The 12,095-nt window shown below is 58.1% G+C and carries 9 protein-coding genes and 1 pseudogene; 5 read left to right on the forward strand and 5 right to left on the reverse strand.

Annotation, left to right across the window (positions count from 1 at the left end):
- The first annotated feature begins 49 nt into the window (after positions 1 to 49).
- Positions 50 to 1,468, forward strand: a complete 1,419-nt coding sequence (locus AC07W5_RS11580; protein ID WP_494995404.1) for a sodium:solute symporter family protein — start codon at positions 50 to 52, stop codon at positions 1,466 to 1,468.
- 558 nt (positions 1,469 to 2,026) lie between these two features.
- Here the strand turns inward: AC07W5_RS11580 and AC07W5_RS11585 are convergent.
- Positions 2,027 to 2,632, reverse strand: coding sequence for a hypothetical protein (locus AC07W5_RS11585; RefSeq protein WP_494995405.1), 606 nt, complete (start codon positions 2,630 to 2,632; stop codon positions 2,027 to 2,029).
- A 371-nt stretch (positions 2,633 to 3,003) separates the two neighbouring features.
- Here AC07W5_RS11585 and AC07W5_RS11590 point away from each other — a divergent pair, with 371 nt between their 5' ends.
- Positions 3,004 to 4,458 carry an ArnT family glycosyltransferase gene (locus AC07W5_RS11590; protein ID WP_495023397.1) on the forward strand — a complete coding sequence of 485 codons (1,455 nt, stop codon included), beginning with the start codon at positions 3,004 to 3,006 and terminating at the stop codon, positions 4,456 to 4,458.
- A gap of 286 nt (positions 4,459 to 4,744) precedes the next feature.
- Here the strand turns inward: AC07W5_RS11590 and pmrG are convergent, their stop codons facing one another.
- Entirely contained in the window at positions 4,745 to 5,395 is a 651-nt protein-coding gene (pmrG, locus tag AC07W5_RS11595) for a lipopolysaccharide core heptose(II)-phosphate phosphatase PmrG (RefSeq protein WP_495023424.1), read from the reverse strand.
- A 542-nt stretch (positions 5,396 to 5,937) separates the two neighbouring features.
- Between pmrG and AC07W5_RS11600 the strand changes: the two are divergent.
- Both AC07W5_RS11600 and AC07W5_RS11605 read left to right on the forward strand, forming a co-directional pair.
- Positions 5,938 to 6,816, forward strand: a pseudogene (locus AC07W5_RS11600) (methyl-accepting chemotaxis protein); the annotation flags it as partial.
- A 201-nt stretch (positions 6,817 to 7,017) separates the two neighbouring features.
- Positions 7,018 to 7,722 (forward strand): methyl-accepting chemotaxis protein, encoded by a 705-nt coding sequence (locus tag AC07W5_RS11605; protein WP_495013250.1) that lies wholly within the window; start codon positions 7,018 to 7,020, stop codon positions 7,720 to 7,722.
- Positions 7,723 to 7,857: 135 nt separating this feature from the next.
- Here AC07W5_RS11605 and AC07W5_RS11610 read toward each other — a convergent pair whose 3' ends face one another.
- The 3 genes from AC07W5_RS11610 to mdaB all read right to left on the reverse strand — a co-directional run bounded on the left by AC07W5_RS11610 (position 7,858) and on the right by mdaB (position 11,222).
- Entirely contained in the window at positions 7,858 to 9,327 is a 1,470-nt protein-coding gene (locus AC07W5_RS11610) for an N-acyl-D-amino-acid deacylase family protein (RefSeq protein ID WP_495023398.1), read from the reverse strand.
- A 270-nt stretch (positions 9,328 to 9,597) separates the two neighbouring features.
- Complete coding sequence (locus AC07W5_RS11615; RefSeq protein WP_494995410.1) at positions 9,598 to 10,509, reverse strand: LysR substrate-binding domain-containing protein; 912 nt, start codon at positions 10,507 to 10,509, stop codon at positions 9,598 to 9,600.
- A gap of 122 nt (positions 10,510 to 10,631) precedes the next feature.
- Entirely contained in the window at positions 10,632 to 11,222 is a 591-nt protein-coding gene (gene mdaB, locus AC07W5_RS11620) for an NADPH:quinone oxidoreductase MdaB (RefSeq protein WP_495023399.1), read from the reverse strand.
- Positions 11,223 to 11,422: 200 nt separating this feature from the next.
- Here mdaB and AC07W5_RS11625 point away from each other — a divergent pair, with 200 nt between their 5' ends.
- Positions 11,423 to 11,737 carry a putative quinol monooxygenase gene (locus tag AC07W5_RS11625; RefSeq protein ID WP_494995412.1) on the forward strand — a complete coding sequence of 105 codons (315 nt, stop codon included), beginning with the start codon at positions 11,423 to 11,425 and terminating at the stop codon, positions 11,735 to 11,737.
- The last annotated feature ends 358 nt before the right edge of the window (positions 11,738 to 12,095 follow it).

A 12,095-nucleotide genomic window follows, 5' to 3' on the forward strand; every position in this document is an offset into this window, starting at 1 on the left:
TTTCGGCAGTATCCCCTTCGACCTTCAACACGTTGATCGGGTGACAAACATGCAGTCTTCTTCTTCCTGGATCGTCCTTTCCATCACCGGCATCTACATGCTCAGCCTCGCGCTGATCAGTTTCGGTGTTCGCCGGCACTCTCGCAGTGCCAATAACTACACCACCGGCGGCGGGCAGTTTCCGGCATTTTTGATCGGCTTTTTGATGCTGTCGGAATTCATCGGCACGGCGGTCAGTATTGGCACCGCCCAGACCGGCTTCAAAGTCGGGATCTCCGCCGCCTGGAACCTCTTCGCACTAGCACTGGGCTTTGTGTTATTCGCCTGGTTGCTGGCGCGCAAGTACAAGGAGCTGGGCGACAACACCATCTCCGGCGTATTGGCGCACAACTACGGTCAGAAAACCCGTTTCGCTACGTCAATCATCACCATCTTCGCCCTGGAAATTGTCGCGGTCTCGATCTACGCCAGCGGCGGCGCGGTCCTGGCCAGCGTGTTGCAAGTGGATCGCACCCTGGCGATCATCATCGTCGGCGTGGTCTCAGTGCTGTATGTCAGCATCGGCGGCATGCGTTCGGTGATCTACACCAACTTCGTGCACGCCAGTCTCAAATACCTCGGCGTCGCGTTGGCGCTGTGGTTCGGCCTGAAACAGGTCGGCGGGATCAGTGCGTTGCAGACTCAATTGCCGGAGCGAATGTTCGACTGGACCGCCATCGGCTGGGGTCAGATCGTCGCCTGGATGATTGCCGGAATCGGCTCGATCTTCTCCACCCAATACGTGATTCAGGCGGTGAACACGGTCAGCCATGCCGGCAAGGCCCAGCGCGCCTGCTTCTACTGCGCAATCCTGATGATCCCGTTCGGCATCGGCGCGGCACTGATCGGCATGTGCAGCGCGGTGTTGTTCCCCGCGGTCGATTCGCTGCAAGCCTTCCCGCGCCTGATCGCAAGCATGGACCAACTGACGGCTGGGTTGGTGGTCGCTGGCCTGGCAGGCTCGCTGTTCGGCACCATCTCGGCCGTTAGCATGGGTTCGGCCACCTTGCTGCTGCGCGACTTCTACGAGCCTTGGTTCAACCCGGAAAAAAGCGACGTCAAATCCCTGCGTTTCGTACGCCTGGCAACCATCGCCGTCGGCCTGCTGCCCATCGCTCTGGCGCTGACCTCAGACAAAGTACTGATGATCGCCTTCCTCGGCAAAGCCCTCCGTGCCTCCCTGGCCGTGCTGGTGCTGATGGTGTTCTACGCACCGAAATTCGGCACCGCCGCAGGCGCATTTCTGAGCATCATCGCCTCCCTGGTTGCCACCGTTGGCTGGTTCCTGGCAGGCAACCCGTTCGGCATCGACAACGCCTACATCGCCCTCTTCACCCCACTGGTGATCATGAGCATCAGCCACCTCAGCCGTCGAGGCACGCCGCCCGAGCAGGTGGAGCGGGTGGTTGTGGAGATTGGCTTGAAGTAGTTCGGTCGTGAAGCGTAGCGCGACACGCGATGTAAGCCGATCATCTGATTGGCGCCCAGCAACAACAACCGGCAACCAGCAGGTTTTCGCGGGCTGGCAATTATCGACGGCAGAAACTACATTGAGGCGGCATAGTGATAAACAAACGGAATGTTTTCGCCATATGGCAGCCATAGAGCTGAAAGGGGATAGCACAAATGAACGCAAACCAGCGCCGCCGACGCATCGTATTCTGGCGCGGATCATTCCCAGTGATAGTAGGCTTTGCTGTTCTGATTCTGACCTTGACTCTGGCTGAGCAAGCAGCCCCGGTAACGCCTCAAGAACTCGATGGCGTAAATTTGAGCCAGCAGGTGGTTCACTCCCCAAAATTGGGGAGCCAGACAACCGCGCCAATTCTGGCGGTATCTCAATAAGCCAAATCGCAGATAACAGGTAGACGAGCACATTGATCAGAAATACCAAAATGCCCAGTCATACCTGTATGCAGGGTGTCTCAGATGTGAAATGACCGGTATTCACCGAGAACACTGCAGTGAATACCGGTCAAACCAGCAACTAGCGGTCGTTCTTCATCGTTGAGGTGGCGGCGTTGCTCAAACCTTTTGTGTTGTGTTCGCCTGGCGTGGTTTTAGCAATCGAAGTGGCCTTGGCCACCCCTCTGGTAGCTTTAGAGTGCGCCACTCCGGAAGTGACCGAACCATGACCTTTGTTATTATTGCGCAGGCTTCCAGAATGCTTGCCGCTGATGCCCCTATCCCTCACGGCTTTTTCAGCGACCCCAGCCTTTTTAGCCCTTTCAGCACGATCTTCAGCGCGATCTGCAGCCTTTTCAGCACGGTCTTCAGCGCGACCTGCAACCTTTCCAGCACGGTCTTCAGCTCGATCTGCAGCCTTTTCAGCACGATCTGCAGCTCGATCGCCACTTAACCCCTTGCCCATGCCTATCCCGCCCGCGCCATCAGAATGGCCAGCACCACCAGCCCCCCCACTATGACCACCGCCATTACCACCACCATTACCACCGCCGTGACCGCCACCACCACCGCTGCCTTTTGCATAAGCAGAGGAGATGGGAGATAGCTCACCAGGAAGCATGGATGCCCCGGCGAGCATCAAGGTGCATACAGCCATAACCATCAAATTTTTCTTCTTTATAAACATGATGCCTCCCGGCGCTTTGGATTCATTCCAATGAGACAGAGGTCTTGAAGTTAGGTTCTTGGCTGGCGATGAACGGCACGCTCACCGAACATGAGTCGGTGGTGAATTATTCTGCAGGTGCTTTATTGCCGTTCTCCGCCACCAGGCAACCTTTTGCCATCCATTGGTAATCCCGCGCCCACTGAGCGTGCGATCATCAGAAAAGCTTCGCTCTGGGGTATCTTTGCCAAGAGTTTGAGAACGCAGGCGTCGACATGCCGAGTTACTACATCACACCGTTGTTCACACTTTGTTGAGAACTAGTCCCGTATACTTTCCCGACTGCCTGAATGTTCTTCGGCCCTATTCCTTTCCTTGGTAGCCAGAAGCCTATGTCCCGACCCGCCCCACTCTTATTCCTGCTCACTTGCCTGTTGTTCTTTTTTGCCCTTGGCAATCACCAGCTGCAAGGTTCTACCGAAGCCCGGGTCGCCGGGATTGCAATGGAGATGCACCTGGATAACGACTGGGTGACGCCCCGACTATTTGGCCAGCCTTTTTTGGAAAAGCCACCGCTGAGCCTCTGGATCGACGCCGCAGCTATCCGCGCGTTTGGCGGCACGCCTTGGGCGGTGCGGCTGGCCTCGGCCTTCGCCGGGCTGTTTAGTGTGATGCTGCTGTACACCATGCTGCGCAGGTTCGATCGGCCGACGACTATCGCCTGGTCCGCGGCCATCATGCTGGCGACCATGGCCAGTTACTGGAGCAATGTTCGCGGGGTTGGTGAGGATGCGCTACTCAGCCTTGGCGTGACGATGGCCTTGCTGGCGTTTTTTCAGGCTAACCGGCGACAGGCTGAACAACAGTCAGTCATGGCGACCTGGTTGCTGTTCGCGCTGGGCATCGCCATCGCGAGCTTGAGTAAAGGTGTGCTGGGGCTGGCAATGCCGGGGGTGGTGATCTTCGCCTATCTGGTGGCCGACAGCGTGATCGAGAAACGGCTCAAGCTGTCGGACTGGGTACGTCCGGGCCTGCTGACATTGCTCGGTCTGATCCCCTTGGTGATCTGGCTGTTCATGCTCTATCAGCGAGGCGGTTTGCAGGCGGTAGAGGAAGTATTGTGGACCAACAGCATCGGGCGCTTTGGTGGCTCGTTCGAGTTGGCCGGACACTATGAACCGTTCTATTACTATCTGGCCAAGCTGCCAGAGGCCTTTCTGCCATGGAACATTCTGGTGTACCTGGGCCTTTGGCATTTCCGCAAAAGCCTGATGAGCAATCGTTACCTGTTGTTTTTCACCCTCTGGATTCTGGCGCAGTTCACCTTGCTGTGCTTCGCCTCCAGCAAACGCACGGTGTACCTGATGTCACTGACGCCCGCCGCTGCCGTGCTGGCGGCTGAATACGCCTCGGTGCTGTTCGAGCGACTGCGCGAACGTACCAACGCTACGACGTTTATCGGCAAGCTTGCCCGGCACCGTCGAGGCCTGGTGGTCGGTGTGCTGAGCCTGGTGATCTGCATCTACCTGGCGGCCGCGCAATGGGCTGCGCCTCGCGCTGACCGCAAATTGTCCTTCCTGCCGCTGACACAGCAAATTCAGACAATGCAGGCCAACGGGCAAGAGGTCGCGCTGTATCAGGCGAATGAACGTACAGCCGGAGCCAGCGTGTTTTATACCCAGAGCCTGCTCAAGGGGTTGGAGACTGAAGCTGAGCTGGGTGAATTTCTCACGGCATCACCCAATCATGTGGCGCTCATGGCCAGTAACACTGAACCACCAGCGTCCTTGAAAGTGTTGAAAAAAATGATTGTGGGCAAGCAGGATTATTATTTCGTTGGGCAATAGACCCATAGACCCACGCTAACTGCAGGAAAAAAAAACGGCACCTTCATCAGGTGCCGTTTTTTTTGTATTTCGCCAGAATCACACGAGCTTTTCCTGGACCTGAGTATTGATCATGGCATCGCCGCCCTTGGCGTTGATCGCAGCATCCTGAGCGCGGACAAACCGGTGGCTGTCCTTCGCCATGGCCAACAACGGTGTATTGGCTGCTATCCAGCGGTGCCCGTGCAACCGCTGATAGCCAGCGCAAACAGCTGGGAAGGCGACGACGTTCAGCCGGTCAGACTCGTTATTGGGGAATGACTGAACTCCAGTCGGACGCGTCAATGAAGCCGAGCATCTGAGGCTTTCCAGTCGCCAGCGCAGTTGAAATAAACAGCGATGCGCCATAGCCCAGCGTCGATGAAGCGAACTTCATGTTTTTTTCAAGTTCCGACATGCACTCACTGTGCGTCACCAGAATCAGGTTTCGGCCGGCGACCTTGTGGCTGAGGACGTCCTTCAACATATGGCCTTTACAGTTGATCAGCCAATCCTGGCCCGCATCGACCGTCTTGAACATGAAGGAAGATGTCTGCGCTGCGCGGGTCAAAGGGCTGTGGTAGATGTCAGCCTTGTCCAGACCCAAATGTTCAAATTGCGAACCTACCGCGACGGCGACGTCGCGGCCGCGCTCGGTAATGCCATCGGCACTGCCAAGGCAAGTGGCGCGGGAGTGATCGCAGCGCTCGGCGTGACGAACCAGCACAATCATCTCGCCCTTGGCCCAATCCGCCCTCAGTTGCACTAACCCGGAGGTTTTGCCATGGACCAGATCAGGCACCGCCGCCGGCCTTAAAAGAACAACAGTCAGCGCAATAACAAACAACGCACACAACAGTACTACGGCAATAGTTCTATATTTCGTAGCGCCACTTAAACCAAATCTTAATCCCACGATCAAGTTGCCCCTGTGGCGAAAAATCTATAAGCGAGCCGTACCAAAGGTACAAAACACCCATGGCAACTGCGCTATTGAAAACGAACAACCCGTGATTCGGGCGCCCAAGTGAACAAAAGACTCTATGGGGCGCGACGTCGGGCCCCAGTGAAATGAATGTGAAAAAAAGCTCAAAGAACAAGCACGTCCGGGCACCGGTATTTTCGACCACTCCTCCCCTGTAGATCAAACGCCGCACGCAATAGAGACGGCTCGCCCCCATCGTCCATGAAGGCAGGACAAAAACCGTTTCAGCTCTCGCGTACGCTGCCGATACACCACTACACCAAAACCTTGCTGGCTACCAAAAACAACAAACTTCCAGCCAACTGACGACCAACACTCGCAACGTTCCTGGAGTAATTGCAATGAATAGCTGGTTCGGCAATATCAGCGTCAACCTGAAACTGGGCCTGGGGTTCGGCGTGGTACTGGCGCTCACTACGGTCCTGGCCCTGACAGGCTGGACCAGCCTTGGCGGTCTGATCGATCGTAGCAACTGGATGAGCGATATCACCCAACTGAACGCCGGCTTGACCAAACTGCGCGTCAGCCGTTTGCAATACATGCTGACCAACGGCGACGAGACCGCCGCACAGAATGTGCAAACCACCCTCGACGGGTTTGTTGCCCAGCAAAAATCCCTGCTCAATAGCTTCAAGAGCCCGGAGAACCTCAAGCTGCTCAAGCAGCAAAGCGCGACCATCGACGCTTACCAGCAATCGCTGAACAAAATGCGCAGCGCCTATCGCGCAGGCAACGCCGCTCGCCAGACCATGGGCAATAACGCCGAGAGCGCCAACACACTGATCGCCGCGATCAACACCCACGTACAGCAAATGCCTTTGAGCGATCAGCGTTTCGAGCAATTCCTGGCGATCAGCAAAGCCAAAGAGGCGTTCCAGCTCGCCCGCTACGAAGTGCGTGGCTACACCGCCGACACCAACCCTGAAACCGAACACAAAGCCGTCGCTCAACTGGACGCGGCCATCGCCGGATTGAATGACCTCAACCTGCATTTTAGCGGCACTCAACAGGACGAACTGCGTCAGCTGGAAAGCGCCCTGATCGGCTATCGCAGCGCGCTGCAGGCCTTTAAAGCAGCGGACGGTGACGCGGATCAGGCCCGCAAGGAAATGACCGATCAAGGCAATGACATCGTTGCCCGCAGCGATGAGCTGTACCAGATCCAGCTGGACCGCCGCGATGCCGAAAGCACCCGAGCCCGTAGCCTGCAATTGATCAGCACCCTGCTGGCGTTGCTGGTCGGCATTCTGGCCGCCGTGATCATCACCCGACAGATTACCCGCCCGCTGCGCGAAACCCTGGCCGTAGTTGAACGCATCGCCTCGGGCGACCTGACCCACGATGTGCATGTCACCCGTCGCGACGAGCTTGGCGTATTGCAGCAAGGCATCGCACGCATGGGTGTGACCTTGCGTGACTTGATCAGAGGCATTCGCGACGGCGTCACGCAGATTGCCAGCGCTGCCGAAGAACTGTCGGCCGTCACCGAACAAACCAGCGCCGGGGTTAACAGCCAGAAGATCGAGACCGATCAGGTCGCCACCGCCATGCACGAAATGACCGCCACCGTGCAGGAAGTCGCGCGCAATGCCGAACAGGCCTCACAAGCCGCCTCCGACGCTGACGGCCAGGCCCGCGAAGGTGACAAAGTGGTCTGTGAAGCGATCGCGCAGATCGAACGCCTGGCCACCGAAGTCGCGCGCTCGACCGACGCCATGACCGTGCTGCAACAGGAAAGCGACAAGATTGGCAGCGTCATGGACGTGATCAAAGCCGTGGCCGAACAGACCAACCTGCTGGCGCTCAACGCGGCCATCGAAGCCGCCCGCGCCGGTGAAGCCGGTCGCGGTTTCGCGGTAGTCGCCGACGAAGTCCGTGGCCTGGCTCAGCGCACGCAAAAGTCCACCGAAGAAATCGAAGGGCTGGTCGCTGGTTTGCAGAACGGTACCAAGCAAGTCGCCGCGGTGATGAACAACAGCCGCAACCTGACCGACAGCAGCGTCGAGCTGACCCGCAAGGCCGGTACCTCGCTGGGAAACATCACCCGCACGGTGTCCAGCATCCAGTCGATGAACCAGCAGATCGCCGCTGCCGCCGAGCAACAGAGCGCCGTGGCCGAAGAGATCAGCCGCAGCATCATCAACGTACGCGATGTGTCCGAACAGACCGCCGCCGCCAGCGATGAAACCGCGGCATCGAGCGTTGAACTGGCGCGACTGGGCAACCAGTTGCAGACGATGGTCAGCCGCTTCCGGGTTTGACCTGGCGAGGACAAGCCGCTTCCACAGGATTACGCGGTCAACGGTGGGAGCGAGGCTTGCCCGCAATGGACTGCTTCGCCCGAGCGCGAACCGGCCGAACGGGAGCAGGCGCCCTCGCCGCAGCTTGTGCATTGATCAACCTTTATGTGGAACAAACCTGCGCCGCAGATCCCCCGCCCGCGCCAAAAAACGTCCTTCACGCCGTCCATTCACCTGACCATCCGCATAACTGCACACGCCGTTGACCCATACCCCATCAATTCCCTCTGCTGCCCGTTGCGGGTCCTTGAAGTCGGCCACGTCACGCACCCGCGCCGGGTCAAACAACACCAGATCGGCCCAATGCCCTTCGCGAATTTCACCGCGCTCGACCAGGCCGAAACGTGCAGCCGAAAGCCCGGTCATTTTGTGCACGGCGGTGTGCAGCGGGAACAGCCCCACATCGCGACTGAAGTGCCCGAGCACCCGCGGGAAAGTGCCCCATAAACGCGGATGCGGGAACGGATCTTCCGGTAAACCGTCGGAGCCGATCATCGATAACGGGTGCGACAGGATGCGCCGCACATCGGCCTCGTTCATCCCGTAATACACCGCGCCAGCCGGTTGCAGGCGGCGGGCTGTGTCCAGCAGCGGGAGGTCCCATTCAGCGGCGATATCCATCAGGTCGCGGCCGCCCACCTCAGGATGGGGTGTCGACCAGGTGATGGTGATGCGAAAAGCGTCGGTAACCTGCTTGAGGTCCAGGGTCGAAGAGCTCGCCGCATAGGGATAACAATCGCAACCCACCGGGTGGCTGAGCGCGGCACGCTCAAGGGATGCGAGCAGCTGCGGGCTGCGCCCCCAATTGCCGGCACCGGCGCATTTGAGGTGGGAAATGATCACCGGCGAGCTGGCGTGACGAGCGATCTGAAAAGCCTCGTCCATCGCCTCCAGCACCGGCTCGAACTCGCTGCGTAAATGGGTGGTGTAAATCGCGCCGAAGGCTGTCAGCTCTTCAGCCAGTTGCAGCACTTCATCGGTCTGTGCGCAAAAAGCACTGGCGTAGGCCAGCCCTGTGGATAAGCCCAAAGCGCCGGCCTCCAGGCTCTCGCGCAATTGCTCACGCATGGCGTTGATTTCACCGCGCGTGGCGGTGCGATACAGGTCATCCAGGTGATTGCTGCGCAGCGCCGTGTGGCCGACCAGCGCCGCCACATTCAGGGTCGGGTGCGCCGCTTCGACCGCGGCCCGGTAGTCGCTGAACGTCGGATAGACGAAAGCGCTGGCCGCACCCAGCAGGTTCATCGGGTCCGGCGGTTCGCCGCGCAAACTCACCGGCGAGGCGCTGATCCCGCAGTTGCCGACGATCACTGTGGTCACGCCCTGGCTGAGCTTGGGCAGCATCTGCGGCTGACGGATCACCACCGTGTCGTCGTGGGTGTGCACGTCGATAAATCCCGGCGCCAGCACTCGACCAGCGGCATCGATTTCTTCTTCAGCGCAAGCACCGTTCATGTCACCGATGCGTTGAATGCGGCCATCCAGTATCGCCACATCGGCGGGAAAACCCGGCGTGTCAGTGCCGTCGATGACCAGGGCATTGCGGATCAATGTGTCGTACTTCATGTCAGTTTCCCAGCGGCAGGCAATCGGCACCGGCGTGATCGCAATGAAGGGATTGACTCGGTAACGAGCGATCAAAACGATCCGCGCGATGGCTGAGGCAGTTTGTCTTCATAGTAGATGACGTCTCAAGCCTTATCACCGCTAGCATCGCCACCAATGCTTTCACGCAGGTCACTCCCTGCGTGAATCAGCGATGGAGCGAGTATCGAGGACTGACCCCTGCTGCAGAAATCCGGATGCCCCTATTCAATCCTGAGCAGCGATCGCCAATCAACCTTCGAACACCGTCATGGCATAGGCCGCCAGCTTGCTCTGAATGAAGTCCAGGAAGCATTGAATACGCAATGCCAGCTGCGAATTACGGTAGTACACCGCATTGATCGGTTGGCGATAGCCGCTATTGGCCTCGGCCAAGACCACCTTCAAGCGACCGGCCTTGATGTCATCAATAGTCATGAAGTGCGACAGGCAAGCAATACCCTGCCCCTCCAGCGCCAGATGTCGCAAGGTTTCACCGCTGGAGGCGCAAATTCCCGGCTGAATCTGCCAGCGGTCACCCTGGGCATGACGCAATGGCCAATGATTGAGGCTTTCGGTCTGGGTGAAACCCAGCAGCGAGTGCCCGGCCAGTTCCGCCACGGTGGCCGGCGAGCCGTGCTTTTCCAGGTACTCAGGGCTGGCGAGGATGTGCAGCGGGCTGCAGCCCAGGGAGCGGGCATGCAGCGTGGAGTCCACCAGAGGCCCGATACGGATGGCGATATCGGTGCTTTGTTCCAGCAAATCGATGATCAGGTCGTTGCTGTTGAGTTCCAGCTGGATGTCCGGGTACAGAGCGCGAAATTCGCTGATGTATGGCACGACCGCGTGCAGCATGAACGGCGAGGCGGCGTTGATTCGCAGTCGACCTGAGGGCGTTTTCTGGCGCGAGGACAAGCGCTCTTCGAGTTCATCCATCTGTTCGAGAATCAGTTTGGCCCGCTCGAAGAAATATTTGCCCTCTTCGGTCAGGTCCATACGCCGCGTGGTGCGGTTGATCAGCGTGGTGTCGAGCTTGGCCTCGAGCCGCGAGAGCGTGCGGCTGACCGCCGAGGGCGTTTGCCCCACCTGTTCGGCCGCAGCCGAGATAGACCCGCACTCGATGACGCAGACGAAAATTTGCAACTCATCGGATCTGGCTTTCACGTATGTCCTCTGTATCGAGTTGTCCCGGCGGGTGACTTACCGTGGGAGGGGGCCCTGTAGGAGCGGCATTGGGGCAAGCCCCCTCGCCACCGATAGTAGCCCGATGCGGGGCAAAAGGAACCTTACGCCGGCAGGCCGAACACCTCGCTCAGGTGCTGCTCGTAGCGGACAACGTCGGCCTCAATGGCCGGACGCTTCATCACATCGACGCAAAGGAACGTCGGCAGTCCGGTCATGCCAAGGAAGGTGTTGGCCTTATGGAACGGGAAATACACGGCATCCACACCCTTGGCTTCGAAGAAGTCGGTCGGGTCGTCGAAGGCTTGCTGCGGCGCGTTCCAGGTCAGCGACAGCATGTATTGCTTGCCTTGCAGCAGGCCGCCGCTGCCGTATTTTTGCGATGCGTCGGAACGGGTGCGGCCATCGCTGGCATACAGGCTGCCGTGGCCTTCGGTGAAGACTTCGTCGATGTACTTTTTAACGGTCCACGGCGCGCCCATCCACCAGCCCGGCATCTGATAAATGATCACGTCGGCCCAGACAAACTTCGCCACCTCTTCCGCAATGTCATAGCCCTCGTCGATGTGGGTGACTTTCACATCGATTCCGCCGCGATCCAGCACGCTCAGCGCGGTGTCATGCAGCGTCGAGTTGTAGCGCCCGTCGGAGTGGGCGAATTTCTTGCCACCGTTGAGCAACAGTACTTTTTTCATGGGGTGCCTCATCAAGGTCCAATGCGCAGCGCTGTGGATAAGTCGCTGGATTGAGAAGGTTGAAAGTTGATGGCGGCAGGGTATCGATGCGGTGCCGAGGGAATAAGCCCGAAGCGGTCAAAATTCATTTGACCTATACGCACGAATTGCAGGTGGATTGTTGTCGTAGACTTTCCGAACCCGGAATTGAGGAGAGCGACATGAGTGACTTGCACGGTTTTATCTTGCAGGCAAAAACCAGACCGGAAAAAGCCGAGGCGTTCGAAGCGCTGTTTCGCGATTATGTCGAACCGAGCCGCGCCGAACCCGGTTGCATCGAGTACCACATGCTGCGCGACCAGCAGGATCCAACGCTGTTTATCTTTTACGAAATCTGGCAATCCCGGGCTCACCTGGACATGCATTCGAATCTGCCGCACATGAAGCAGTTCTTCGACCAGCGCATGGATTACCTGGAGCGCGATTTCGATATCCGTCGCATCGATATGCTAAGCCCGTCATCAGCTAGCCGCTGATCCGCTAATCGCTGCCTCAAAGGCAGCTTTCATCCTCAGACCTCCCCTTCCCCCCAACCCACCGGGTTTGTGTACCTCTCTCACCTGTAGCAATCGCCGGTTCAGGCGGTCTCCAGCGGCAAATTATCAGCACGACTCCAGAAACCTGCTATCACTTGAATCTGTAACAGGAACGTCACCGATTCATTGTCGAACGCAAATATCCAGCTGGAACATCTGCATTTTGTCTGGATGATGGCAATTTGCTGCAATACAATCCGAAAACCGTCATAAAACGCTAAATGAGCATGGATGCCAAACAGATTCAGGTTGCCTCAAGTCCCTCATTTTGTCTGCACTCGGCCAATCGAACAGTCCG

This window comes from Pseudomonas sp. GW821-FHT01E05 (genome assembly GCF_059422425.1).

Coding starts and splice junctions, on each gene's coding strand:
- AC07W5_RS11580 (WP_494995404.1), top strand. CDS start 50: ATGCAGTCTTCTTCTTCCTGGATCGTCCTTTCCATCACCGGCATCTAC.
- AC07W5_RS11585 (WP_494995405.1), bottom strand. CDS start 2,632: ATGTTTATAAAGAAGAAAAATTTGATGGTTATGGCTGTATGCACCTTG.
- AC07W5_RS11590 (WP_495023397.1), top strand. CDS start 3,004: ATGTCCCGACCCGCCCCACTCTTATTCCTGCTCACTTGCCTGTTGTTC.
- AC07W5_RS11605 (WP_495013250.1), top strand. CDS start 7,018: ATGACCGCCACCGTGCAGGAAGTCGCGCGCAATGCCGAACAGGCCTCA.
- AC07W5_RS11610 (WP_495023398.1), bottom strand. CDS start 9,327: ATGAAGTACGACACATTGATCCGCAATGCCCTGGTCATCGACGGCACT.
- mdaB (WP_495023399.1), bottom strand. CDS start 11,222: ATGAAAAAAGTACTGTTGCTCAACGGTGGCAAGAAATTCGCCCACTCC.
- AC07W5_RS11625 (WP_494995412.1), top strand. CDS start 11,423: ATGAGTGACTTGCACGGTTTTATCTTGCAGGCAAAAACCAGACCGGAA.